Below are 24,103 nucleotides of genomic sequence, written 5' to 3'. Positions count from 1 at the left end.
TTCTCCAGAGCTGTCGAGTCCGTGTATCCGGCATGCATGGGTGTCGCAGCGGATCACGGGGGTAGCGGCGATGTTCTCGCGACGAGATTAGTCCGCACCTGCACGCAGGCTCGCAACGACCGGAGTTGAGACCCCATCACGCAGCGAAACCGGGTGTGGACGGACCGAAAAACCGACAGCGGAAGGATTCGTGCAGCGTCCCACCAATCGGGACACAAGGACGCGCCGACAGCCCTCGAAAGGGGGCGAACAGCACACGCCGACCCGCCTGTCGACCCCCTGTCGCGTGGGGAACGTCACATTGCACAGGGGTTCCCCAGTACCGGAATTCGGCCATCCGGAGCGGGTGGAATTCCCGTGACGGACCCCTGCGTTCCTTCGGACACGCGTTCTGGGAATTCGCGCTCTATCGATGCTGCACGCTCGGTGAACACGCAGCGCATTTCCGTCATCAGAGCGCCATCAACCCGCGCAGAAATGTCAAGTCGACCTCTTCGAGCGAGGTCACGACGGTGCGCCGGTCGGCCGGGGTGATGGGAGCCACCGACGGCACCGCCACGACGTGGCAGCCGGCCGCCTCTGCGGCCGCGATGCCGGTCGCGGTGTCCTCGATGACGGCGCATCTGACCGGGTCCGCGCCGAGTCCGGCGGCGGCCGCCAGGTACGGATCGGGGTGGGGCTTGGTGCGGGGCACCTCGTCGCCCGCGACCGTCAGGGTGAAGTGGTGGGGGCCGAGCGAGGCCAGCACGCGGTCGATGATGCGCCGGTGCGAGGCGGACACCAGGGCGGTGGGGATCTCGTACTCGTACAGCTCCGCCAGCAGCCGGGTGGCTCCGGGCATCAGGGGCAGGGCGCGGTCGATGCGGTCCTCGAAGCCCTCGTTGAGCAGGACGGTGAGCTCGGCGAGGGTGATGTCGGCGCCCGTGGCCTCGATCAGGAAGCCCGCGCTGCGGGTCATGGGGCCGCCGACCACGACATGGCGCCAGGAGTCGTCGAGCGTGTGACCGAGGGAGGCGAAGATCTCGACCTCGACGTCCCACCAGAAGCCTTCGGTGTCCACCAGGGTGCCGTCCATGTCGAGAAGCACCGCTTGCAGGGCGGAGCCTTCGGCCGTCCGGGTTCCTGAAGCGGGGACCGTACTGGTCATCCACGTACCTCCTTGAGGGACGATCAGGCCGGTTCCCACGTGGGGAACCGGCCTGCGGTGGATCGACCAGTGTACGTCGTGCGCGAGCGAAGCGCCTGGTTTGGCTGCTGCGCCGCGGGGCACACGGGTTACCTGCGCGGGGTCACCCGTGTGTGCCCAGGGGCGGCTCGGTGGCGCGTCAGCGGGCGTTGAAGTACTTCGCCTCCGGGTGGTGGATCACGATGGCGTCCGTGGACTGCTCCGGGTGCAGCTGGAACTCCTCCGACAGGTGAACGCCGATGCGCTCCGGCTGGAGCAGGTCGGCGATCTTGGCGCGGTCCTCCAGGTCGGGGCAGGCGCCGTAGCCGAGGGAGAAGCGGGCGCCGCGGTACTTCAGCTCGAACATGCCCTGCATCTCGTCCGGGTCCTCCCCGGCGAAGCCGAGTTCGGCGCGCACGCGCGCGTGCCAGTACTCGGCGAGCGCCTCGGCCAGCTGCACGGACAGGCCGTGCAACTCAAGGTAGTCCCGGTAGGCGTTGGACTCGAACAGCCGAGCGGTCTCCTCGCCGATACGCGAGCCGACGGTGACGACCTGCAGGCCGACGACGTCCGTCTCCCCCGACTCCTCCGGGCGGAAGAAGTCGGCCAGGCACAGGCGCCGGCCGCGGCGCTGGCGCGGGAAGGTGAAGCGGGTGCGCTCGTTGCCCTGCTCATCGAGGATGATCAGGTCGTCGTCCTTGGAGACGCACGGGAAGTAGCCGTAGACCACGGCCGCCTCCAGCAGGTTCTCGGTCTGCAGCCGGTCCAGCAGACCGCGCAGCCGGGGCCGGCCCTCGGTCTCGACGAGCTCCTCGTACGTCGGTCCCTCGCCGGTGCGGGCCTGCTTCAGGCCCCACTGGCCCTTGAACAGGGCGCCCTCGTCCAGCCAGCTCGCGTACTCCTTGAGCTGGATGCCCTTGACGACCCGGGTGCCCCAGAACGGCGGCTCGGGGACGGGGTTGTCGGTGGCCACGTCGGAGCGGACGTGTCCGGTCTCGGGCCGCTCCTCGACCTCCACCGTGGCCGCGCGGACCCGGCGCTGCTTCAGCTCGGGCAGCTTCGCGCCGGGCACGCCCCGCTTGATGCCGATCAGCGCGTCCATCAGGCGCAGGCCCTCGAAGGCGTCGCGGGCGTAGCGGACTTCGCCCTCGTAGATCTCGTGCAGGTCCTGTTCGACGTACGCCCGGGTGAGCGCGGCGCCGCCCAGGATGACCGGGTAGGAGGTCGCGAGGCCGCGCTGGTTGAGCTCCTCCAGGTTCTCCTTCATGATCACCGTGGACTTCACCAGCAGCCCGGACATGCCGATGACGTCGGCGCGGTGTTCCTCGGCGGCCTCCAGGATCGCGGAGACCGGCTGCTTGATGCCGAGGTTGACGACGTTGTAGCCGTTGTTGGACAGGATGATGTCGACGAGGTTCTTGCCGATGTCGTGCACGTCGCCGCGGACGGTGGCCAGCACGATGGTGCCCTTGCCGCCCTCGTCCGTCTTCTCCATGTGCGGCTCCAGGTAGGCCACCGCCGACTTCATCACCTCGGCGGACTGGAGCACGAACGGCAGCTGCATCTGGCCGGAACCGAACAGCTCGCCGACCACCTTCATGCCGTCGAGGAGGGTCTCGTTGACGATGTCGAGGGCGGGCCGCTCCGTCAGGGCCGCGTCGAGGTCGGCCTCCAGGCCGTTGCGCTCGCCGTCGATGATGCGGCGCTTGAGGCGCTCGTCCAGCGGCAGGGCGGCCAGCTCCTCGGCCTTGGAGGCCTTCAGGGACTTGGCGGTCGCGCCCTCGAAGAGCTGCATGAGCTTCTGGAGGGGGTCGTAGCCCTCGCTGCGGCGGTCGTAGATGAGGTCCAGGGCCGTGTTGACCTGCTCGTCGTCGAAGCGGGCGATCGGCAGGATCTTGCTCGCGTGCACGATCGCCGAGTCCAGGCCGGCCTTCACGCACTCGTCCAGGAAGACCGAGTTGAGCAGGATGCGGGCGGCCGGGTTGAGGCCGAAGGAGATGTTCGACAGGCCCAGCGTGGTCTGCACGTCCGGGTGACGCCGCTTCAGTTCGCGGATCCCCTCGATGGTGGCGATGCCGTCCTTGCGGGACTCCTCCTGACCGGTGCAGATGGTGAAGGTCAGGCAGTCGATGAGGATGTCCTCCTCACGGATGCCCCAGTTGCCGGTCAGGTCGGCGATCAGCCGTTCGGCGATCTCGACCTTCTTCTCGGCGGTGCGGGCCTGGCCCTCCTCGTCGATGGTCAGCGCGATCAGGGCGGCGCCGTGCTCCCGCGCGAGCTGGGTGACCTTCGCGAACCGTGACTCGGGGCCGTCGCCGTCCTCGTAGTTCACCGAGTTGATGACCGCGCGGCCGCCCAGCTTCTGCAGGCCGGCCTTGATGACGTCGACCTCGGTGGAGTCCAGGACGATCGGCAGGGTGGAGGCGGTGGCGAAGCGGCCGGCGAGCTCCTCCATGTCGGCGACGCCGTCGCGGCCGACGTAGTCCACGCACAGGTCGAGCATGTGCGCGCCCTCGCGGATCTGCTCCCGGGCCATCTCCACGCAGTCGTCCCAGCGGCCCTCCAGCATGGCCTCGCGGAACTTCTTGGAGCCGTTGGCGTTGGTGCGCTCGCCGATGGCGAGGTAGGAGGTGTCCTGGCGGAAGGGCACCGACTGGTACAGCGACGCCGCTCCCGGCTCGGGACGCGGGTCCCGCTCGGCGGGGGCGAGCTCGCGGACGCGCTCGACGACCTGGCGCAGGTGCTCGGGGGTGGTGCCGCAGCAGCCGCCGACCAGGGACAGGCCGTACTCCTGGACGAAGGTCTCCTGAGCGTCGGCCAGCTCGGGCGCGGTGAGCGGGTAGTGGGCGCCGTCCTTGCCCAGGACCGGAAGGCCGGCGTTCGGCATGCAGGACAGCGGGACGCGCGCGTGGCGGGCGAGGTAGCGCAGGTGCTCGCTCATCTCGGCCGGGCCGGTCGCGCAGTTCAGGCCGATCATGTCGATGCCGAGCGGCTCCAGCGCGGTCAGGGCGGCACCGATCTCGGAGCCGAGCAGCATGGTGCCGGTCGTCTCGACGGTCACGGAGACGATGAGGGGTACGTCGTAGCCGGCGGTCCGCATGGCCCGGCGGGCGGCGATGACCGAGGCCTTGGTCTGCAGCAGGTCCTGCGTGGTCTCCACGAGCAGGGCGTCCGCGCCGCCCGCGAGCAGGCCCTCGGCGTTCTGCTGGTAGGCGTCACGAATCGCCGTGAAGGTGGTGTGACCCAGGGTGGGCAGCTTGGTGCCGGGGCCCATCGAGCCGAGCACCCAGCGCTGCCGGCCCGTCGCTTGCGTGAACTCGTCGGCCACCTCGCGGGCGATCCGGGCACCCGCCTCGGACAGCTCGGCGATGCGCTCGGCGATGTCGTACTCGCCGAGGGCGGTGAGGTTGGCACCGAAGGTGTTGGTCTCCACGCAGTCCACGCCCGCGTCGTAGTACGCGGAGTGCACCGAGCGGACGATGTCCGGCCGTGTGACGTTGAGGACCTCGTTGCAGCCCTCAAGGTTCTGGAAGTCCTCCAGCGTGGGCTCCTGCGCCTGGAGCATGGTGCCCATCGCTCCGTCGGCCACCACCACTCGGGTGGCGAGCGCCTCACGGAGGGCGGACGCACGGGTCCGGCTGTCGGCGGAAGGGGTCGGCGGCAACGAGGCCATGAAGGGGCTCCCTGTACGTGCGACGGCTGTCGGCTATGCGGTTTCCCCGCATTCCCGGGGAGGGCGCACCGCGCCAGCCTAACCGGGAGTCGTGTCGGATGGGCAGGGCGTCCACGGGGCGGACGGCGAGGACGCGCGGACGCCGTGCGGGATACCAGTGACGCAACAGGTACTGACCGACCATTAGCGAAGGGTCGGCATCGACCGGTAGTGTTCGGCATTGCCGAACAGCGGCAGACGACGTCGCGCGTCGACGGTCGAAGGGGACGGAGGCAGTACGGCGATGGCACGGAACATCCAGTCGCTCGAACGGGCGGCCGCGATGCTGCGGCTGCTCGCGGGTGGCGAGCGACGGCTCGGCCTGTCGGACATCGCCTCGTCGCTGGGCCTCGCCAAAGGCACCGCCCACGGCATCCTGCGCACCCTCCAGCAGGAGGGCTTCGTCGAGCAGGACGACACCTCCGGGCGCTATCAGCTGGGCGCCGAGCTGCTGCGCCTGGGCACCACCTATCTCGATGTGCACGAGCTGCGGGCGCGCGCCCTGGTGTGGACGGACGACCTGGCGCGGTCCAGTGGCGAGAGCGTCTACCTGGGCGTCCTGCACCAGCAGGGCGTGCTGATCGTGCACCACGTCTTCCGGCCCGACGACAGCCGTCAGGTCCTGGAGATAGGGGCCATGCAGCCCCTGCACTCCACGGCCCTGGGCAAGGTGCTCTCCGCCTACGACCCGGTCGCGCACAGCGAGGCCATCGAGGCCGACCGCAAGGCGTTCACCGACCGGACCGTCTGTGAGCTGGAAGGCTTCGAGAACATCCTCGACCTCACACGCGCGCGGGGCTACGCGGCCGACGTCGAGGAGACCTGGGAGGGCGTGGCCTCCATCGCCGCACCGATCCACGACCGGCGGCGCATGCCGGTCGGCGCGGTCGGCATCACCGGGGCCGTGGAGCGGCTGTGCCGCAGCGGCGAGCTGCGCCCCGAGCTGATCGCGGCGGTACGGGACTGCGCCCGCGCGGTGTCGCGGGACCTGGGCGCCGGGCGCTTCTGAGGGGTCGCCCACCGCCTCGCCCCCACTCACGAGACCGGGACGTCGTACGGCGTTCCGGTCTTCGGCATGCCCCGGCCCCCCCGTGCCGAACGGGGCTCGGAGCCGCCCCGGGACACCCTTCCGAACCCGACAGGTCCCAACCGAAAAGACCGATACCCCACATCGATCAATAACGATCGTGCATTCGATAACAGAGCTCTTGACGCACGTGCGACGCCAGGACAAGACTCCCGTCCATCGGTCGGCATTGTCGAACACCTACCGGCAATACGCGCTAGAGTGTGGCAACGCCAAGGGCCGGCATCGCTCTCACCCCCGAGGGCGCCGCAACCCCCGGAGGGACCCGGGGTTCGGCTTCCCTGGACGAAGGACAAAGGAGTCGCGGGTGTCCAGCTCCGACATCTTCATCGGCGAGACCATCGGTACCGCCATACTCATCCTGCTGGGCGGCGGAGTCTGCGCCGCCGTAACGCTCAAGGCCTCCAAGGCCCGCAACGCCGGCTGGCTCGCCATCACCTTCGGGTGGGGCTTCGCAGTACTCACGGCGGTCTACACCTCGGCGCCGCTGTCCGGCGCCCACCTCAACCCGGCGGTGACCGTCGCGTTGGCGATCAAGGACAACGACTGGAGCAACGTTCCGACGTACATCGCCGGGCAGCTCCTCGGCGCCATGATCGGTGCGGCTCTGGTCTGGATCGCCTACTACGGCCAGTTCCACGCCCACCTCACCGACAAGGAGATCGTCGGCGGTCCGGGCGCGCAGGCCACGGCGGCCAAGGCCGTCGAGGCCCAGGAGAAGGGCGCCGGCCCGGTCCTGGGCGTCTTCTCCACCGGCCCCGAGGTCCGGGTCGTGTGGCAGAACCTGGCCACGGAGATCATCGGCACGATCGTGCTGGTGCTCGCCGTCCTCACCCAGGGTCTGAACGACAAGGGCAACGGCCTGGGCACCCTGGGCGCCCTGGTCACCGCGCTGGTCGTGGTCTCCATCGGTCTCTCCCTCGGCGGTCCGACGGGCTACGCGATCAACCCGGCCCGTGACCTCGGTCCGCGCATCGTGCACGCCCTGCTGCCCCTTCCCAACAAGGGCGGCTCCGACTGGGGCTACGCCTGGATCCCGGTGGTCGGTCCGCTGATCGGCGGCGCCATCGCCGCAGGCATCTACAACGTCGCCTTCGCCTAGAGCCAACGAGCAGCCATCGAGTGGCCCCCGAGCTTCACCCGATGGAGCTACAGAACTTCGAAACTCTGAGCGTGCGCCGTACGTAAAGCCCATAACCACGGATTTCCCAGGAGCACACAGTGACCGACGCCCACACCGCCGGCCCCTTCATCGCCGCCATCGACCAGGGCACCACCTCGTCCCGCTGCATCGTCTTCGACCGCGACGGCCGTATCGTCTCCGTCGACCAGAAGGAGCACGAGCAGATCTTCCCCAAGCCGGGCTGGGTCGAGCACAACGCCACCGAGATCTGGACCAACGTCCAGGAGGTCGTCGCCGGGGCCATCGAGAAGGCCGGCATCACCCGCGACGACATCAAGGCCATCGGCATCACCAACCAGCGCGAGACCACCGTGCTGTGGGACAGGAACACCGGCGAGCCCGTCCACAACGCCATCGTCTGGCAGGACACCCGCACCGACGCCCTGTGCCGGGAGCTCGGCCGCAACGTCGGCCAGGACCGCTTCCGCCGCGAGACCGGCCTTCCCCTCGCCTCCTACTTCGCCGGCCCCAAGGCCCGCTGGCTGCTCGACAACGTCGACGGCCTGAAGGAGCGCGCCGAGGCCGGGGACATCCTCTTCGGCACCATGGACACCTGGGTCATCTGGAACCTGACCGGCGGTGTCGACGGCGGCAAGCACGTCACGGACGTCACCAACGCCTCCCGCACGCTGCTCATGAACCTCCACACCATGGAGTGGGACGAGAAGATCTGCGAGTCCATCGGCGTGCCGAAGCAGATCCTCCCCGAGATCCGCTCCTCCGCCGAGGTGTACGGCGAGATCAAGGGCGGCAAGCTGGGCGACCTGCTCGGCGGCATCCCGGTCGCCTCCGCGCTCGGCGACCAGCAGGCGGCCCTGTTCGGCCAGACCTGCTTCTCCGAGGGGGAGACCAAGTCGACGTACGGTACCGGCACCTTCATGGTGATGAACACCGGTGACAAGATCATCAACTCGTACAGCGGGCTGCTGACCACCGTCGGTTACAAGATCGGCGACCAGGACACGGTCTACGCCCTGGAGGGCTCGATCGCCGTCACCGGCTCCCTGGTGCAGTGGATGCGCGACCAGATGGGCCTGATCTCCACCGCCGCCGAGATCGAGACGCTGGCGCTCTCGGTGGAGGACAACGGCGGTGCGTACTTCGTACCGGCCTTCTCCGGCCTGTTCGCCCCGTACTGGCGCTCCGACGCCCGCGGTGTGATCGCCGGCCTGACCCGGTACGTCACCAAGGCGCACCTCGCGCGCGCCGTCCTGGAGGCCACCGCCTGGCAGACCAGGGAGATCGCCGACGCCATGACGAAGGACTCCGGCGTCCAGCTCTCCACCCTCAAGGTCGACGGCGGCATGACCTCCAACAACCTGCTGATGCAGACGCTCTCGGACGTCCTGGACGCACCGGTGGTGCGCCCGATGGTCGCCGAGACCACCTGCCTCGGCGCCGCCTACGCCGCCGGCCTCGCCGTCGGCTTCTGGACCAGCACCGACGACCTGCGCGCCAACTGGCGCCGGGCCGCCGAGTGGACCCCCCGCATGGACGCGGAGACCCGCGACCGTGAGTACAAGAACTGGCTCAAGGCCGTCGAGCGGACCATGGGCTGGCTCGAGGACGAGGAGTAAGAAACCGCATGACCAGTCAGTCCACCCTGCAGTCCGTGCCTGCCCTGGGGACGCGCCCGGCCTACGGCTCGAACCCGAGCCGGGCCGAGACCAGGGAGCAGCTCTCCAAGGCGTCGTACGACCTTCTCGTGATCGGCGGCGGCATCCTGGGCATCTCCACCGCCTGGCACGCCGCGCAGTCCGGCCTCAGGGTGGCTCTGGTCGACGCCGGCGACTTCGCCGGTGCCACCTCCTCCGCCTCCTCCAAGCTGCTCCACGGCGGTCTGCGCTATCTGCAGACCGGCGCGGTGAAGCTGGTGGCGGAGAACCACTTCGAGCGCCGTGCGGTCTCCCGCCAGGTGGCCCCCCACCTGGCGAACCCGCTCACGTTCTACCTCCCCGTCTACAAGGGCGGGCCGCACGGCGCCGCGAAGCTCGGAGCGGGTGTCTTCGCCTACTCCGCGCTCTCCGCGTTCGGTGACGGCGTGGGGCACCTGCTGAGCCCGGCGAAGGCCGCGCAGGACGTGCCCGAGCTGCGCACCGAGAACCTCAAGGCCGTGGCCGTGTACGGCGACGACCAGATGAACGACGCCCGCATGGCGCTGATGACGGTCCGCGCGGCCGTCGAGGCGGGCGCGGTCGTCCTGAACCATGCCGAGGTCACCGGCCTGCGCTTCACCAAGGGCCGGGTCACCGGCGCCGAGCTGCGCGACCGCCTGTCCGGTGACGAGTTCGGCGTGAACGCCCGGCTGGTGCTGAACGCCACCGGTCCCTGGGTCGACCACCTGCGCCGCATGGAGGACCCGAATGCCGCGCCGTCCATCCGCCTGTCGAAGGGCGCGCATCTGGTCCTGAAGCGGACCTCGCCGTGGAAGGCGGCGCTGGCGACCCCCATCGACAAGTACCGCATCACCTTCGCCCTCCCCTGGGAGGACATGCTGCTGCTCGGCACCACCGACGAGGAGTACGAGGGCGATCCGGCGGATGTCGCGGTCAACGACAGGGACATAGCCCAGATCCTCGACGAGGCCGCGTTCTCCGTCCGTGACCAGCAGCTCAGCCGTGACCTGATCACCTACGCCTTCGCCGGCCTGCGGGTGCTGCCGGGCGGTCCCGGCGACACGGCGAAGGCCAAGCGGGAGACGGTCGTGACCGAGGGCAAGGGCGGCATGCTGTCCGTCGCGGGCGGCAAGTGGACCACCTTCCGCCACATCGGCCGTACGGTCATGCAGAAGCTGGAGTCCCTGCCGGGCCACCCGCTCGGCGAGGACTTCGAGCCGATCAGCACGCTGCCGAAGAAGCTGCCGCTGCCCGGCATCGCCAACCCGCGCGCGGTCGCCCACCGCCTGCTCGTCGACCGCCCCGCGCCGGGCCCGCGCATGGCCGCCGACACGGCCCGGCACCTGGCCACCCACTACGGCTCGCTGGCCTTCGACATCGCCCGCCTCGCCAACGACAACCCGGAGCTCGGCGAGCGCGTCCACCCGGACGCCCCGGAGATCTGGGCACAGGTCGTCTGGGCCCGGGACAACGAGTGGGCCGAGACGCAGGACGACGTGCTGCGCCGCCGTACGACGCTGACCATCCGCGGCCTGGACACGGACGACGTCCGGGCGAAGGTCCAGGACCTGCTCGACAAGAAGTAGCCGTCGGGCAGTACAGAGGTACACGGCCCTCTCTGCCGCTTCGGGGGCCGGTACCGCGAGGGGCGGCTCCCGCCGATGGAGCCGCCCCTCGCCCGCGTCCGGGCGCGCGGACTCAGCCCCTGCCGTCCGGCAGGGCGTCCCCGAGCAGCCGCCAGTACGGCATGGAGGATCCGCCCGGCTCGACGCCGAGCACCTGCACGGCGACATGGTCGGCGCCGGCCTCGACATGGGCGTGGAGCTTGCCGATGACGGTGTCCGGATCGCCCCAGAACACGAGGTCGTCGACGAGGCGGTCGCTGCCGCCGTCCGCGATCTCCTCGTCCGAGTAGCCCAGCCGCCGGAACTTGGCGATGTTGTACGGGGTGTCGAGGTACGGGGCGAGATGTTCGCGGGCGATCGCCCGGGCCTTGCCCGGGTCGGACTCGAAGAGCACCGGCTGTTCGACACCGAGGAAGGCGTCCGGCCCCAGGATCTCCCGCGCCTGCGCGGTGTGGGCGACATTGACGTGGTAGGTGTGGGCGCCCGCCGAGCGGTCCCGGGCCAGGGCGAGCATCTTCGGCCCGTACGCGGCCAGGATGCGGCGTACCGGTGCCTCCGGCGCGGGGCCCGAAGCCTGGAGCGCGTCCAGTTCGTCCAGGTAGGCGGCCATGGCGGCCAGCGGCTTGACTCCCGGCCGTGCGAGGCCGCCGAACCCGAGACCGAGCACGTGCCGGTCCGGGTAGGCGTCGGCGAGGAGCAGGCTCGCGCCGTGCGTCCAGCGGGCCTCCCGCGACCAGATCTGCGCGATGCCGTTGACGACGTGCAGCCGCTCGGTGCAGGCGAGCAGGTAACCGGCCTGGGTCAGCGCCTCACGCCCGCCGACTTCGGGGAACCACACCGCCCGCCACCCCCGCTCTTCCAGCTCCTGGACCGACTCGCGCATCCGCGCCGCCGGCTGGTGCTCGAAGTCGAAGGTGTAGATGCCGAACGTTCCGAGCTCCAGGCCGTCGATGGCGCCCATGAACCCCTCCTCGTACCCGTGAGCGTGCTCCCGTGCCGCACCGTGCCCGGCGCGACCCCCATCGAATCGAAATATCGCAGATCTTCGATATGAAGTCCAACGGGCACCCGGGTATGACTGTTTCCGATCGGTCCGGTGACCCTAGAGCGTCTGCCCCAGCTCGGCGACAAGCCGGGCGATACGCGCCTCGTCCCGTTTGTAGTGGGTCCACTTGCCCACCCGCGTCGCCCGCACCAGCCCCGCCCGCTGCAGCTCGGCCATGTACGCCGAGACCGTCGACTGGGCGAGCCCCGCCTTGGCCTGGATATGGCTCACGCACACGCCCACCTCCGCCGGGTCGGCGATCGCCCCGTCCATGGGAAAGTGCCGCTCGGGCTCGCGCAGCCACAGCAGCAGCTGCAACCGCATCGGATTGGCCAGCGCGCGCAACGCGCCGACCAGTTCGGGATCCGGGGAGGTCACAGCTTCCGCCATGGGTCCGGAGTATAGGCGGCCCCAGCTGGACCTTCGGGGCCCGCTCAGGGCGCTGAGCCCGCATAATGGCAGGACATCGGATGTCTGAACGAGGCCCTGTACGAGGTTCCGAACGACATTCCCGAACGACATTCCCGGACAACAGGGAGGCCGGCCATGGCAGTCACCGATGAGGCGATCGAGAAGATCAAGGGGATGATCGTCTCCGGCGCGCTGCGCCCCGGCGACCGGCTGCCCAAGGAGAGCGAGCTCGCCGCCGAGCTCGGACTGTCCCGCAACTCCCTGCGGGAGGCCGTTCGCGCCCTGTCGCTGATCCGGATCCTGGACGTACGGCAGGGGGACGGCACCTATGTCACCAGCCTCGACCCGCAGCTCCTGCTGGAGGCGCTGAGCTTCGTCGTCGACTTCCACCGCGACGACACCGTCCTGGAGTTCCTCGCGGTGCGCCGCATCCTGGAGCCGGCCGCCACCGCGATGGCCGCCCTGCGCATCAGCGAGCAGCAACTGGATGCCCTGTCGGCCCAGTTGGACAAGCTCGGCGACGCCCCGTCCGTGGAGGACCTGGTCGCCTGCGACCTGGACTTCCATCGGGGCATCGTGCAGAGTTCCGGCAACTCCGTGCTGTGTTCCCTGCTTGACGGGCTGTCGGGCCCCACCACCCGGGCCCGCATCTGGCGCGGCCTGACCCAGGAGGACGCCATCGGGCGCACCCTGCGCGAGCACCGGGCGATCCTGGCCGCCCTGCGCGACCGGGACGCGGAGGCGGCGCGGTCGTGGGCGACCGTGCACATCGCGAGCGTGGAGCAGTGGCTGCGGTCCACCCTGTGAGCCACCGGCTGCGGCTCCGATGACTCGGGTGTGTTCCCGGGTGGCTGTCGGGGCAGTGATGGGGGCACCGCCCCTGCGAGGGGGCTGCGGACGCCCCCGCGGCACGCCGTAAGGTTGGGACGTCAAGCGAGGGCACGTCGGAAGGAGGCACTGGGTGATCGAGCTCGAGGGGGTTCCCGAGCTGATCGACCCGGTCATGGTGGCCGCGTTCGAGGGCTGGAACGATGCCGGCGACGCCGCCTCCACCGCGGTCGCGCATCTGGACAGGGAATGGAAGGGCGAGGTGTTCGCGGCGCTGGACGCCGAGGACTACTACGACTTCCAGGTGAACCGCCCCACGGTGTTCATGGACGGCGGGGTACGGAAGATCACGTGGCCGACGACCCGTCTCTCGGTCGTGCGGGTCGGCGGCGAGAAGCCGCGTGATCTCGTACTCGTCCGGGGTATCGAGCCGTCGATGCGCTGGCGCTCGTTCTGCAACGAGCTCCTCGGCTTCGCCCACGAGCTGGGCGTCGAACTGGTGGTCATCCTGGGCGCCCTGCTCGGCGACACCCCGCACACACGTCCGGTCCCGATCAGCGGGACCACGTCGGACCCCGACCTGGCCCGGCGTATGGACCTGGAGGAGACCAAGTACGAGGGTCCCACGGGCATCGTCGGCGTCCTCCAGGAGGCCTGCACGCACGCCGGTGTCCCGGCCGTGTCGCTGTGGGCCGCGGTGCCGCACTACGTGTCGCAGCCGCCGAACCCGAAGGCGACGCTGGCCCTCCTCAACCGCCTGGAGGACCTGATCGACGTACGCATCCCGCTGGGCGAGCTGCCCGAGGACGCGCGCGCCTGGCAGGTGGGCGTGGACCAGCTGGCCGCCGAGGACAGCGAGGTCGCCGAGTACGTCCAGACGCTGGAGGAGGCGCGGGACACCGCCGAGCTGCCGGAAGCGTCGGGTGAGGCGATCGCCCGCGAGTTCGAGCGGTATCTGCGGCGCCGGGACGGCGGCGGCCCGCCCGGCGGGCTCGCTTCCGAGGGCGGCGACGGCACGTCGTATCTGCGGGACAACCCCAGCGGTCGTACGCGGCCGCCGAAGCCGCCGAAGGCGGGCGCGGACGACGAGGATTCGTCGGAGGACTGAGTCCGGCAGCAACGGCGAGCGCGGCGCCCCTTTGGTGCCGCACGCCGAGGGCCCCTTACGCCGCCGGCCCACCGCACAGGGCAGGGGGCCTCCGCGGGCACGACCGCGGAGGCCCCCTTGTCGCTTTCCCCTGCCCTACAGGGCGACACCCAGCAACGCGTCCACGGCACGCGACACGACACCGGGCGCGCCCGGGTCCGTACCGCCGCCCTCCTGCTGGAGCGCGGCCCAGCGGTCGACCGCGGTGAGCGCGGCCGGGGCGTCCAGGTCGTTCGCGAGGGCCTCGCGGATCTCCTCGACGAGCGCATCGGCGGGCGGGCCGTCGGGCCGGGAGACGGCGGCGCGCCACCGGTCGAGCCGTGCGACGGCGTCCTGGAGCACCTGGTCGGTCCACTCCCAGTCGGAGCGGTAGTGGTGGGCGAGCAGCGCGAGCCGGATGGCGAGGGGGTCGACGCCGTCGCGCCTGAGCTGGGACACGAAGACCAGGTTGCCCTTGGACTTGGACATCTTCTCGCCGTCGAGGGCGACCATGCCCGCGTGGACGTACGCCTTGGCCATGGGGAACTCGCCGGTCAGCGCCTGGGCGTGGGAGGCGCCCATCTCGTGGTGGGGGAAGGCGAGGTCGGAGCCGCCACCCTGGACGTCGAAGCCCATGCCGAGGTGGTCGAGGGCGATGGCGACGCACTCGATGTGCCAGCCGGGCCGGCCGCGTCCGAGCGATCCGCCGTCCCAGCTGGGCTCGCCGTCGCGGGCTGCCATCCACAGCATCGGGTCGAGCGGGTTCTTCTTCCCGGGCCGGTCCGGGTCGCCGCCGCGCTCGGCGGACAGCAGCCGCATCGCGGCGGCGTCGAGGTTCGAGACCTTGCCGAAGTGCGGGTCGGACTCGACGGAGAAGTAGACGTCCCCTTCGAGTTCGTACGCGGCACCGGCGTCGCGCAGCCGCTCGACCAGGGGCACGATCCCGGGTATCGCCTCGACCGCGCCTATGTAGTGCTGCGGCGGCAGCATCCGCAGGGCCGTCATGTCCTCGCGGAAGAGGGTCGTCTCCTTCTCGGCGAGGGCGGCCCAGTCGAGGCCGTCCCGCTGCGCCCGCTCCAGGAGCGGGTCGTCGACGTCGGTGACGTTCTGGACGTAGTGAACCTGCCGCTTGGTGTCGAGCCACACGCGCTGCACGAGGTCGAACGCGTTGTAGGTCGCCGCGTGCCCCATGTGGGTGGCGTCGTACGGCGTGATGCCGCAGACGTACATTCGGGCGACGGGACCGGGGTCGAGGGTGACGAGGCCGCCGGTCGCGGTGTCGTGGATCCTCAGGTCGCGGCCCTGACCAGGCAGGGCGGGGACCTCGGAAGCGGGCCAGGCATGCATGTCATGAGCCTAACCGGACGGATGTTCCGTAACCGAACCGGACCGGGCCGGATGGCCGGTAAGGCGTTCTTGCGCGATACCGGCCGGTGTGCTGCTAGGACTTTCGCAACAGGCCCTTATACCGGCGGCCAGGGAATCGCCGGCCACTCGCCGCTCGGCTCGGGGTGTGCCCCGGACTCCAGCAACGTCTCCACGCGCGCGCGTGTGGCCTCCACCTCGGCGGCGGTGATCAGCCCGGCCAGCCGTACGGCCAGCGCCCCGCCTTCCTTGAGCGCCTCCCTCAGGACACCGAGCACCGTCACGGCCTCTGCGGTGAGGGGCTCTCCCGCCCACCCCCACAGCAGGGTGCGCAGCTTGTTCTCGACGTTGAAGGTCACCCCGTGGTCGATGCCGTACAGCCGTCCCTCACCGGCGGGCAGGAGATGGCCGCCCTTGCGGTCGGCGTTGTTGATCACCGCGTCTAGGACGGCCAGCCGCCGCAGCCGCTGGTCGTCGGCGTGCACGAGCAGCGCGGTCCGCCCCTCCCCCACCTCGGCGAACCCGATCGCCTTCCAGCCCGGCTCGGGTTCCTCACCGTCCACCAGGGCGAGCAGTTCCGCGCCCGGCACCGGCTCGATCCACAGCTGGCACATGCCCTCCCCGTACGGCCCCTCCCGCAGCACGGTGGGCGGCACGAGCCCCCAGCCGGTCACCTCGGAGACCTCGTACGCCGCGACCTCGCGCTGGGCGAGCGTGCCGTCGGGGAAGTCCCACAGGGGTCTCTCGCCGGCGACCGGCTTGTAGACGCAGGCTGCCTCGCGGCCGTCGTACGCCACCGTGCAGTACAGCGCGGCGTTGGACGCCTCACGGATGCGGCCGCGCACGGTGAGCTCACCCCGGGCGAGCAGTTCGACGGCCGCCGGGTCGGTCGTCACGCTCCGCGGCGGTATCCGTTCTGGCGCGGACATACGTGTCCTTCCGGGTCGAGCGGGAGGCTGCACAGCGGGCACGGCGGCCGCCCGGCGTTGACGACGTCGAGGGCGCGTTTGGCGAAGGCCCTCGCCTGCGCGCCGGTGAGCCGGACCCGCAGCATCGGGGGGCCGTTCTCCTCGTCCTGCAGCAGCCGCTCCTCGGCCTCGGCGAGTTCCTCCTCGGAGTCGGCGTCGAGCTCCACGAGGGCCTGCGCCTCGACGATCATGCGCTGTTCCTCGCCGTCCCAGGCCAGCGCCATGGTGCCGACCCGGAACTCCTCCTCGATGGGGGTGTCCAGCGGGGCGGTGTCGGTGATCTCGGTCGGCGCCATGGCGGGGACGGACGCGCTGCCGCCGCTACGGCGTACGACCTCGTCCAGAAGCTCGTCCATGCGTTCGGCGAGCGCGGCGACCTGGGTCTTCTCCAGGGCCACGCTGGTCACCCGGGAGCCGGCGGAGGCCTGGAGGAAGAACGTACGGCGCCCGGGCAGTCCGACCGTACCGGCCACGAAGCGGTCCGGTTGGTCGTAGAGGAACACCTGACGGGACACGTCCTGTCTCCATTGGAATCGTGGGTGTACGGCGATCGTGGGGAGTGCGGCACTGCTGCGACCGCTTCACCCTACTGCGGCCGACGATCACGGTGCGCCCGCACCACCCCCCACCGGGGCATCGTCGCCCGGCGGTTCCTCGCGCGGCACCAGGGACGCGAAGTCGCCGGTGTCGCCGAGGCGGACGAGAAACGGTCGCAGCCGGGTGTAGCGGATCGCGGTGATGGAACACGGTTCAACGGAAATCCGCTGGAAGAGGTCGAGATGAAGTCCGAGTGCGTCCGCGACCAGAGACTTGATGATGTCGCCGTGCGAGCACATGAGGTACACCGCGTCGGCTCCGTGGTCGCGCTCCACGCGCGCGTTCCACTCGCGCACCGCTTCGGCGGCCCGCGTCTGCATCGCCCGCATCGACTCGCCGCCGGGGAACGCCGCCGCGGAGGGGTGCGCCTGGACGACCTCCATCAGCGGCTCGTCGTTGAGTTCGGCGAGCTTGCGCCCGGACCAGTCGCCGTAGTGGCACTCCCCGATCCGCTCGTCGGTGTGGGCGGTGAGCTCCGGCCTGGCATCGAGCAGCGGCCGGACGGTCTCCCGGCAGCGCTGCAGCGGGCTGGTGACGATCTCGGAGAGCGGCAGGGCGGCGAGCCGCCCGGGGAGCGCGGCGGCCTGCGCGGCCCCGCGCTCGTCGAGTGCGACGCCGGGCGTCCAGCCGGCGAGCAGTCCCTCGGTGTTGGCGGTGGAACGTCCGTGCCGGACCAGGATCAGCGTGGGCATGCGGCCCAGCGTAGGCGTACCGTGCGGTGCGGTGGCGTGCGGGCGAAGGGAGAACACACCCAGTGATCGTCGACTGCGCCATCTACCGGGACGGGCTCCGGACGGAGGGCCCCGAGGACTTCTCCGACGCACTGGGCGAGGCACGGGCGGCGGGGGGTTTCGTCTGGGTCGGGCTGCACGAGCCGACGGAGCGGGAGTTCGACCTGGTCACCCAGGAGTTCGCACTGCACCCGCTGGCGGTCGAGGACGCCCTCAAGGCCCATCAGCGGCCCAAGCTGGAGGTGTACGAGGACTCGCTGTTCATGGTCCTCAAACCGGTCGCGTACGAGCCGGAGACCGACACCGTCTCCGCCGGCGAGGTCATGGTCTTCCTGGGGGACGGGTTCGTGGTGACCGTCCGCCACGGCGAGGGTTCCCCGCTGAAGGCCGTAAGGAGCCGCCTGGAGCAGGAGCCCGAGCTGCTCGGCAAGGGTCCCACCTCGGTGCTGTACGCCATCGCCGACGCCGCCGTCGACCACTACCTGGACGTGGCGACCGAACTGCAGACCGATCTGGAGGAGCTGGAGGCGGAGGTCTTCTCACCGGACCGCGGCGGCTCGCGCCACACCGCGTCGCGGATCTACACCTTCAAGCGGCAGGTCCTGGAGTTCCGCCGGGCGACCGGCCCGCTCGCCCCGCCGCTGACCCGCCTCGCGGGCAACGGCACGTTCGGTGCCGCGGTCCCCTTCGTGGACGACACGGCGCGGCCCTTCTTCCGCGATGTGAGCGACCACCTCACGCGCGTCAACGAGTCGGTGGAGAACCTGGACCGGCTGGTCTCGGACATTTTGTCCGCGCATCTGGCACAGATGAGCGTCCGTCAGAACGACGACATGCGGAAGATCTCCGCGTGGGCGGCCATGGCCGCGATCCCCACGATGATCGCGGGGATCTACGGCATGAACTTCGAGCACATGCCGGAACTGCGCTGGGTGTGGTCGTACCCGGCGGTGATCGCGCTGATGGGCGTCCTGGAGGTGCTGCTCTACCGGCTGTTCAAGCGCCGGGGCTGGCTGTAGGGCGGGGCGTCCGCCGGGTGGCCTCAGGCGAACTCGGGAGCCGTGGACGCCGGTCCGCCGAGCGCGTTGCGCCGCTCCGGCATCTTCAGGGTCACCATGCGGCGCCAGCCCGCCAGCCGCTCGTACGCGTACATCGCGTGGATGCCCGCCGCGAGCGCCGCCGACTTGGCCTTCGGCCAGCCGAGGACGCGCCCCATGTGGGCCATGACCGCGAGGCTGACGTCCCGGTAGACGCGGATCTCGGCGAGCGCGCACGCGCGCAGCGTCCGCTGGATGAACCGGCCGTGCCCGGCGGCGGCGAAACGCAGCAGCTCCTCGTGGCAGTACGCGAGGTGGTTGTCCTCGTCGCTGGAGATCATCCTGACGGCCTTGCCGACCTCGGGATGGTTCGCGAAGTACTTCTTCAGCATCACCATCTGCTCGGCGGCGCGCTGCTCGGTGACCCTGCTGTGCGCCAGGTACGTGATGATGTCCTCGACCGTGAGCGGCTGGTCGGCCTTGAGCTTGTCGTGCGCGAGACCGATGCCGTGGTGCTCCAGGAGCATCGTGTAGTCGGTCTCGGGCGGGACCTCGACGGGCTCCAGGCCGCGCTTCTTCAGCAGGGCGTTGAAGATCCGCCCGTGCTTGTCCTCGTCCGCTCCATGTCTGGTGATCTTGGGAGCGAGGGCGCGTTCGCTCTCCGGCACGAGCGCCGCGATGCGCCCGTTCTCCCAGCCGCCCTGCGTCTCCCCGCTCGCCGCGATGGAGCAGAAGAGCCGGAACGACTCGTCGTTGTCGAGGATCTCCTGGAACAGACTCTTGGCCGAAAGCATCGGTGGCACCTCTCTGCAGGTTCCGCAGCGTTCCGCAGGCTCCGCAAAGAACGAGTCAAATGCGAGACGGCGGGCGCGGCAACAGGTACGTCGGACAACTCGGCCAAAAGGAGGACGACGAAGGGCAGGAGAGGGCGTAACCACGGGCACACGGGCGCGTTGGTTCCCGTGACGGCCGTGGCGGGGAAGACCCCCGAGCCCCCACCACGGCCGCGAAGAGCTCCGCCTGGCTGTTACGCGAGCCCGGCGCGCTCCAGGGCCTCGGTGCCGGCGCGCAGTGAGGCGATCCGCTCCTCCCGTGTGAAGCCCGCGGGGGCGAGGCTCAGGGTGGTGACCCCGGCCTGCGCGTAGGCCTTCATCCGGTCCGCGATCCGGTCGACGGAACCCAGCAGCGTGGTCTGGTCGATCAGCTCGTGCGGGATGGCGGCCGCGGCACCCTGCTTGTCGCCGGACAGGTACTTGGCCTGGATCTCGGCGGCCTCCTTCTCGTACCCCATGCGCTGGGCGAGCTGGTTGTAGAAGTTCTGCTTGGGGCTGCCCATGCCGCCGACGTACAGCGCGGTGTAGGGACGGAAGGTGTCGGCGAGCGCCGCGACGTCCTTGTCGTCGCCGACGGCGAGCGGAACGGTCGGGCAGACGTCGAAGCCGTCGAGCGTCTTGCCGGCCTTCTCCCGCCCGGCGCGCAGGTACTTGATCGCGGTCTCCTCAAGGTGGTCGGCCGAGGGGAAGATGAGGAGTGCGCCGTCGGCGATCTCGCCGGTCTGCTCCAGGTTCTTCGGGCCGATCGCGGCGATGTACAGCGGGATGTGCTCGCGCTGCGGGTGCACGGTGAGCTTGATCGGCTTGCCCGGCCCGCCGGGCAGCGGCAGCGTCCAGTGCTCGCCCTCGTACGACAGCCGCTCCCGGGTCATCGCCTTGCGCACGATCTCGACGTACTCGCGGGTGCGGGCCAGCGGCTTGTCGAACTTGACCCCGTACCAGCCCTCGGAGACCTGCGGCCCGGAGACGCCGAGACCGAGGCGGAAGCGACCGCCGGAGAGGGAGTCGAGGGTGGCGGCGGTCATCGCGGTCATCGCGGGCTGGCGGGCCGGGATCTGGAAGATGGCCGAACCGACGTCGATGCGCTCGGTCTGCGCGGCGACCCAGGTCAGCACGGTGGCCGCGTCGGAACCGTAGGCCTCGGCGGCCCAGCAGACCGCGTAGCCGAGCCGGTCGGCCTCCTGGGCGACGGCGAGATTGTCCGCGTCCATTCCGGCACCCCAGTAGCCGAGGTTGATCCCGAGCTGCATGCCGTTCCCCTTACCGATCAGTAACGTCTCTTGGCGACAGACCTTAGCGCGGGCATCGCGGTCGGGGCAGGCCGCGGGGCCGCCGGAGGTACGGACCTGTGCCCGCCCGGCCACGCCGACGCCGGTGCCGCACGGGGAAACCGTTGTCCACAGGCCCCCACACGGCAGGTTTTGGCCAGTAATCTCGGCGTTCATGGAGCAGAGGCATCTCGGCCGCACCGGCCTGCGCGTGTCCCGCATCGGTCTCGGCACCCTGACCTGGGGCAGGGACACCGACGAGCACGACGCCGCGGACCTCTTGAAGACGTTCTGGGAGGCGGGCGGAACCCTCGTCGACACAGCGGACGTGTACGGCGACGGGGAGGCCGAGTATCTGCTCGGGAAACTCATGGACGGCCTGGTGCCGCGCCGGGACCTCGTCATCTCGACGAAGGCGGGCAGCGTGCCCGACCCCGATCGCCGCTTCGACGGCTCACGCGGCCATCTGCTCTCCGCGCTGGACGCCTCGCTCGCCCGCCTCGGCACCGACTACGTCGACGTGTGGCACGTCCACGCCTTCGACCCGCACACCCCGCTGGAGGAGACGCTCCACGCCCTGGACCTGGCGGTCGGCAGCGGCCGCGCCCGCTACGCCGGCGTCTCCAACTTCTGCGGCTGGCAGCTGGCCAAGGCGGCGACCTGGCAGCTGGCGGCGCCGGGCATGCGGACCCGGCTGGCGAGCACTCAGCTGGAGTACTCACTGCTGCAGCGGGGCGTGGAGCGCGAGGTGCTGCCGGCCGCGCTCGACCTGGGGATCGGCCTGCTGCCCTCCTCGCCGCTCGGCCGGGGTGTGCTGACGGGCAAGTACCGGGGGGACGCCACTCCGCCGGACTCGCGGGGTGCCTCGGAGCATCTGGCGCCGTTCGTCGCGCCCTACCTCGACGACACGGCGAGCCGCATCGTGGACGCGGTGACGACGGCGGCGGACGGTCTCGCGGTGACCCCGCTCCAGGTGGCTCTCGCCTGGGTGCGCGACCGGCCCGGCGTGGCGGCGCCCGTCGTGGGCGCGCGCAACGCGCAGCAGCTCACGGCGGCACTGTCAGTGGAGGCGCTTAGTCTTCCTGACGAGATCTGCCGGGCGCTCGACGACGTGTCGGCGCCCGTGCACCGCTATCCCGATCACGACTGGAGCACGCTGTGAGCACGGAGCCCGAGACCACCAAGGACGCCGAGCCGGTCAGGCCGGGCGCCGCGGCGGAGGGCGGCCCTGGTGAGGAGGCGTCAGCCGGGGGCACCGAGGGGCGAGGAGCCGAAGGGCGAGGCGGCGAGCCCGGGACCACCGCGGGCGGACCGGCCGAAGACGGGCCGACGCGGGCGGACGCCGCGGATTCGGGGGATGCCCCCACGGAGGGTGCGTCCGGGGACGCGGACGCCGCAGCCGCCGGGGAGGTGTCCGAGGCCGAGGCCGAGCTGGCGGCTCAGCGGATCGAGCGGGAGCGCATCGAGCGGCGCAAGGCCGAGAAGAAGAGGCCGATCGAGAGCGGTGCGAAGCTCAGTGGCAAGGCGGCCGATCTGCTCGCCGCCGTGCGGGCCGTGGAGAGCGGCGAGAAGCCCGCGGCCACGGTCTTCAGCGAGCCCACCCCCCGCCGTCCGGCCCCGGAGCCGGTACGACGGCCGCAGCCGGTGCCGGTCCGGACGGCCGCCGCGCCCTCGGCTCCGGCACCGGAGGCCGTCGAGGCCGTGCGGCGCGTGCTGACCGAAGGGGGTGCGCCGCAGACGCTCGCGCCGCAGATCGCCGCGGTCCTCGGCGAGGGCGCGGAGGAGGCACTGCGCGCGGATCCCTGGCAGCTGCTGCGGATCGCCGGGGTACGGCCGGAGCAGGCCGACGGGTTCGCGCGGGCGCTGCTCGGCGCGGAGTGCGGTCCGGACGACGAGCGACGGGGCCGGGCGGTCACGGTCTGGCTCCTGGAACAGGCGGCCCTGGCCGGGCACACCGCACTGGAGATGCCGGCGCTCACCGCGGCGCTGGCCCAGCGGGGCGTCCCGGACCCCGACGCCGCCGTGCAGAACGCGATCACGGAGGGCGAGGCGCTGGTGTTCCAGGACGCCCTGGAGGATCCCGGTGCCCCGGTGCGGCGTGGCGAGGACACGGACGAGGGCGAGGACGAGGACCGCCCGGTCCGCGTGCTCATCGGCCTGGAGCGGTACGCGCTGGCGGAGGAGAGCCTCGCCGACGGACTGGCCCGACTGGTCGACTCGGTGCCCAAGCAGGACGGTTCGGCCGCACAGTGGGACCGCGCCGCCGCGTCGGCGGAGGGCTCCGCCGCCGACCTGATGCGCGCGGTGGCGAGCCACGGCCTGGTCCTGCACACCGGCGGGGAGGCGTCCCTGACCGAGCCGGCGGCTCTGCTGCACGCGGCGCACGACCTGGGTCTGCGCGCCTGGGCCGCCGCGCACAGCCCGATCGGCCGCGACCGCTTCGCAGCTCTGCTGCGCCGGTCCGGGCCCGAAGGCATCGCCTCTCCCGGCCCCGCCGTCGCCACCGTCGCCGGGCTGCTCTCCGGTGCCGAAGGGCCGGCCCGGGACGCGGACGGTGCGCTGGACCTCGATCTGCTCGTCGTGCTCGACGCCCCCCAGCTTGACGTCGAGACGGCGGCCCTGCTCACGGAGTCGCTGCCGGACGGGGCCCGGCTGGTGCTGGCCGGAGATCCGGCGGTGCTGTGGTCCGTGGGTCCTGGGCGGGTCTTCGCGGACCTGCTGGCGGCGCGGATCTGCCCGCAGATCGCCTCCCGGCGCCCCGACCCGGGCCCGCTGGGCGAGCTGGTCTCCGGCATCGGCGTCGGCGAGCTGAACCAGGTGGACGCGCCCGGCAAGGAGGTCGTCATCGTGCCCGTACGGGACGCGGGCGAGGCCGTGCACCGGACCGTGCAGCTCGTCGCCGACTCGGTGCCGCGCGCGATCGGTGTCCCCGCCGAGGACACGCAGGTGATCACACCGGGCCACGGCGGCGCGGCCGGTACGCGCGCGCTGAACGCCGCGTTGAAGGAGAGGCTCAACCCGGGCCCCGGCCGCTTCGGCGGCTTCGACCCCGGCGACCGCGTCGCCTACTCCCCCGCCCCGGGCCGCACACTGCCGGGCCGCGTGGTGAAGGCCGATGCCGACGGGCTGCACCTGTCCTGCGCGGGGGAGGCCGTCGTCGTACCGAAGGAGCGGGTCGAGCAGTGCCTGCGGCACGGATGGGCGCTGACCGCGCACCAGGCGGTGGGCGGCCGGTGGCCGGCGGTGGTCGTGGTCCTGCCCGGTGATGCCGCGCAGGCCCTCAGCCGTCCCTGGGTGTACACGGCGTTCGGCCGGGCAGACCGCCATCTGTCCGTCGTGCACGGCGTGGAACAGGCGCTTCCCCGGGCCGTGGCCGAGATCCCGGCGAAGCCCCGTACGACCCGCCTGCCCGTGCTGCTCGCCCCGCAGGTGCCGGCGGCCGGCTGACCCGGCGGCCGGAGCGCCCCGGAACACACGACGGCGGCGGTCACAGGGGGCGCCCCGTG

General features: G+C 71.1%; 19 protein-coding genes. 9 read left to right on the top strand and 10 right to left on the bottom strand.

Features of this window, described 5'->3' with window-relative positions; all coding sequences use genetic code 11:
* Positions 1-451 precede the first annotated feature (451 nt).
* Together NW895_RS13415 and metH are read right to left on the bottom strand one after the other, a co-directional pair.
* Entirely contained in the window at positions 452-1,147 is a 696-nt protein-coding gene (locus NW895_RS13415; RefSeq protein ID WP_289935710.1) for an HAD family phosphatase, read from the bottom strand.
* Between the two features lie 178 nt (positions 1,148-1,325).
* Positions 1,326-4,838: a methionine synthase gene (gene metH / locus NW895_RS13410; RefSeq protein ID WP_289935709.1), complete on the bottom strand. Its 3,513-nt coding sequence runs from the start codon at positions 4,836-4,838 to the stop codon at positions 1,326-1,328.
* Between the two features lie 283 nt (positions 4,839-5,121).
* On the opposite strand from metH, the gene NW895_RS13405 reads away from it, so the two are divergent.
* From NW895_RS13405 to NW895_RS13390, 4 genes are all read left to right on the top strand, one after another.
* Positions 5,122-5,886 (top strand): IclR family transcriptional regulator, encoded by a 765-nt coding sequence (locus NW895_RS13405; protein ID WP_289935708.1) that lies wholly within the window; start codon positions 5,122-5,124, stop codon positions 5,884-5,886.
* Between the two features lie 385 nt (positions 5,887-6,271).
* Positions 6,272-7,066: an MIP/aquaporin family protein gene (locus tag NW895_RS13400; RefSeq protein ID WP_289935707.1), complete on the top strand. Its 795-nt coding sequence runs from the start codon at positions 6,272-6,274 to the stop codon at positions 7,064-7,066.
* Between the two features lie 119 nt (positions 7,067-7,185).
* Positions 7,186-8,724, top strand: coding sequence for a glycerol kinase GlpK (gene glpK / locus NW895_RS13395; protein ID WP_289935706.1), 1,539 nt, complete (start codon positions 7,186-7,188; stop codon positions 8,722-8,724).
* 8 nt (positions 8,725-8,732) lie between these two features.
* On the top strand, positions 8,733-10,349 hold the full coding sequence (locus NW895_RS13390; protein WP_289935705.1) for a glycerol-3-phosphate dehydrogenase/oxidase: 1,617 nt from the start codon (positions 8,733-8,735) through the stop codon (positions 10,347-10,349).
* 112 nt (positions 10,350-10,461) lie between these two features.
* Here NW895_RS13390 and NW895_RS13385 read toward each other — a convergent pair whose 3' ends face one another.
* Both NW895_RS13385 and NW895_RS13380 read right to left on the bottom strand, forming a co-directional pair.
* Positions 10,462-11,349 carry a TIGR03620 family F420-dependent LLM class oxidoreductase gene (locus NW895_RS13385; RefSeq protein ID WP_289935704.1) on the bottom strand — a complete coding sequence of 296 codons (888 nt, stop codon included), beginning with the start codon at positions 11,347-11,349 and terminating at the stop codon, positions 10,462-10,464.
* A gap of 141 nt (positions 11,350-11,490) precedes the next feature.
* Complete coding sequence (locus NW895_RS13380; protein WP_289935703.1) at positions 11,491-11,823, bottom strand: metalloregulator ArsR/SmtB family transcription factor; 333 nt, start codon at positions 11,821-11,823, stop codon at positions 11,491-11,493.
* Between the two features lie 156 nt (positions 11,824-11,979).
* Here NW895_RS13380 and NW895_RS13375 point away from each other — a divergent pair, with 156 nt between their 5' ends.
* Together NW895_RS13375 and NW895_RS13370 are read left to right on the top strand one after the other, a co-directional pair.
* On the top strand, positions 11,980-12,651 hold the full coding sequence (locus NW895_RS13375) for a FadR/GntR family transcriptional regulator (RefSeq protein WP_289935702.1): 672 nt from the start codon (positions 11,980-11,982) through the stop codon (positions 12,649-12,651).
* A gap of 154 nt (positions 12,652-12,805) precedes the next feature.
* Positions 12,806-13,780 (top strand): PAC2 family protein, encoded by a 975-nt coding sequence (locus NW895_RS13370; RefSeq protein ID WP_289935701.1) that lies wholly within the window; start codon positions 12,806-12,808, stop codon positions 13,778-13,780.
* Positions 13,781-13,915: 135 nt separating this feature from the next.
* Here NW895_RS13370 and mshC read toward each other — a convergent pair whose 3' ends face one another.
* The 4 genes from mshC to NW895_RS13350 all read right to left on the bottom strand — a co-directional run bounded on the left by mshC (position 13,916) and on the right by NW895_RS13350 (position 17,420).
* Entirely contained in the window at positions 13,916-15,145 is a 1,230-nt protein-coding gene (mshC, locus tag NW895_RS13365; RefSeq protein ID WP_289935700.1) for a cysteine--1-D-myo-inosityl 2-amino-2-deoxy-alpha-D-glucopyranoside ligase, read from the bottom strand.
* 116 nt (positions 15,146-15,261) lie between these two features.
* Positions 15,262-16,092 carry an SCO1664 family protein gene (locus NW895_RS13360; RefSeq protein ID WP_289935698.1) on the bottom strand — a complete coding sequence of 277 codons (831 nt, stop codon included), beginning with the start codon at positions 16,090-16,092 and terminating at the stop codon, positions 15,262-15,264.
* The gene (locus tag NW895_RS13355) at positions 16,056-16,646 is read right to left on the bottom strand and encodes a DUF3090 domain-containing protein (RefSeq protein WP_289935697.1); all 591 of its coding nucleotides are present in this window, start codon (positions 16,644-16,646) and stop codon (positions 16,056-16,058) included. The genes NW895_RS13360 and NW895_RS13355 overlap by 37 nt, the downstream gene beginning before the upstream one ends.
* An 87-nt stretch (positions 16,647-16,733) precedes the next feature.
* Entirely contained in the window at positions 16,734-17,420 is a 687-nt protein-coding gene (locus NW895_RS13350; protein WP_289935696.1) for a histidine phosphatase family protein, read from the bottom strand.
* A 62-nt stretch (positions 17,421-17,482) separates the two neighbouring features.
* On the opposite strand from NW895_RS13350, the gene corA reads away from it, so the two are divergent.
* Positions 17,483-18,478, top strand: a complete 996-nt coding sequence (corA, locus tag NW895_RS13345; protein ID WP_289935695.1) for a magnesium/cobalt transporter CorA — start codon at positions 17,483-17,485, stop codon at positions 18,476-18,478.
* A gap of 23 nt (positions 18,479-18,501) precedes the next feature.
* Here the strand turns inward: corA and NW895_RS13340 are convergent, their stop codons facing one another.
* Together NW895_RS13340 and NW895_RS13335 are read right to left on the bottom strand one after the other, a co-directional pair.
* The gene (locus NW895_RS13340) at positions 18,502-19,290 is read right to left on the bottom strand and encodes a ferritin-like domain-containing protein (RefSeq protein WP_289935694.1); all 789 of its coding nucleotides are present in this window, start codon (positions 19,288-19,290) and stop codon (positions 18,502-18,504) included.
* A gap of 233 nt (positions 19,291-19,523) precedes the next feature.
* Positions 19,524-20,579 carry an LLM class F420-dependent oxidoreductase gene (locus tag NW895_RS13335; protein WP_289935693.1) on the bottom strand — a complete coding sequence of 352 codons (1,056 nt, stop codon included), beginning with the start codon at positions 20,577-20,579 and terminating at the stop codon, positions 19,524-19,526.
* Between the two features lie 193 nt (positions 20,580-20,772).
* Between NW895_RS13335 and NW895_RS13330 the strand changes: the two genes are divergently transcribed.
* Both NW895_RS13330 and NW895_RS13325 read left to right on the top strand, forming a co-directional pair.
* Positions 20,773-21,759: an aldo/keto reductase gene (locus NW895_RS13330; RefSeq protein WP_289935692.1), complete on the top strand. Its 987-nt coding sequence runs from the start codon at positions 20,773-20,775 to the stop codon at positions 21,757-21,759.
* Positions 21,756-24,044 (top strand): helix-hairpin-helix domain-containing protein, encoded by a 2,289-nt coding sequence (locus NW895_RS13325; RefSeq protein ID WP_289935691.1) that lies wholly within the window; start codon positions 21,756-21,758, stop codon positions 24,042-24,044. The genes NW895_RS13330 and NW895_RS13325 overlap by 4 nt, the downstream gene beginning before the upstream one ends.
* Positions 24,045-24,103 lie beyond the last annotated feature (59 nt).

The organism is Streptomyces sp. S.PNR 29 (genome assembly GCF_030386795.1).
GTDB lineage: Bacteria > Actinomycetota > Actinomycetes > Streptomycetales > Streptomycetaceae > Streptomyces.
The sequence above is the reverse complement of the archived record's forward strand: the minus strand, read 5'-3'. Positions and strand labels throughout refer to the sequence as shown.

Excerpts from the sequence above, each read along its gene's own strand:
- NW895_RS13385 (WP_289935704.1), bottom strand. The coding sequence starts at position 11,349 with ATGGGCGCCATCGACGGCCTGGAGCTCGGAACGTTCGGCATCTACACC.
- NW895_RS13375 (WP_289935702.1), top strand. The coding sequence starts at position 11,980 with ATGGCAGTCACCGATGAGGCGATCGAGAAGATCAAGGGGATGATCGTC.
- NW895_RS13390 (WP_289935705.1), top strand. The coding sequence starts at position 8,733 with ATGACCAGTCAGTCCACCCTGCAGTCCGTGCCTGCCCTGGGGACGCGC.
- mshC (WP_289935700.1), bottom strand. The coding sequence starts at position 15,145 with ATGCATGCCTGGCCCGCTTCCGAGGTCCCCGCCCTGCCTGGTCAGGGC.
- NW895_RS13330 (WP_289935692.1), top strand. The coding sequence starts at position 20,773 with ATGGAGCAGAGGCATCTCGGCCGCACCGGCCTGCGCGTGTCCCGCATC.
- NW895_RS13335 (WP_289935693.1), bottom strand. The coding sequence starts at position 20,579 with ATGCAGCTCGGGATCAACCTCGGCTACTGGGGTGCCGGAATGGACGCG.
- NW895_RS13350 (WP_289935696.1), bottom strand. The coding sequence starts at position 17,420 with ATGCCCACGCTGATCCTGGTCCGGCACGGACGTTCCACCGCCAACACC.
- NW895_RS13340 (WP_289935694.1), bottom strand. The coding sequence starts at position 19,290 with ATGCTTTCGGCCAAGAGTCTGTTCCAGGAGATCCTCGACAACGACGAG.
- NW895_RS13405 (WP_289935708.1), top strand. The coding sequence starts at position 5,122 with ATGGCACGGAACATCCAGTCGCTCGAACGGGCGGCCGCGATGCTGCGG.
- NW895_RS13415 (WP_289935710.1), bottom strand. The coding sequence starts at position 1,147 with ATGACCAGTACGGTCCCCGCTTCAGGAACCCGGACGGCCGAAGGCTCC.
- NW895_RS13380 (WP_289935703.1), bottom strand. The coding sequence starts at position 11,823 with ATGGCGGAAGCTGTGACCTCCCCGGATCCCGAACTGGTCGGCGCGTTG.
- metH (WP_289935709.1), bottom strand. The coding sequence starts at position 4,838 with ATGGCCTCGTTGCCGCCGACCCCTTCCGCCGACAGCCGGACCCGTGCG.
- NW895_RS13360 (WP_289935698.1), bottom strand. The coding sequence starts at position 16,092 with ATGTCCGCGCCAGAACGGATACCGCCGCGGAGCGTGACGACCGACCCG.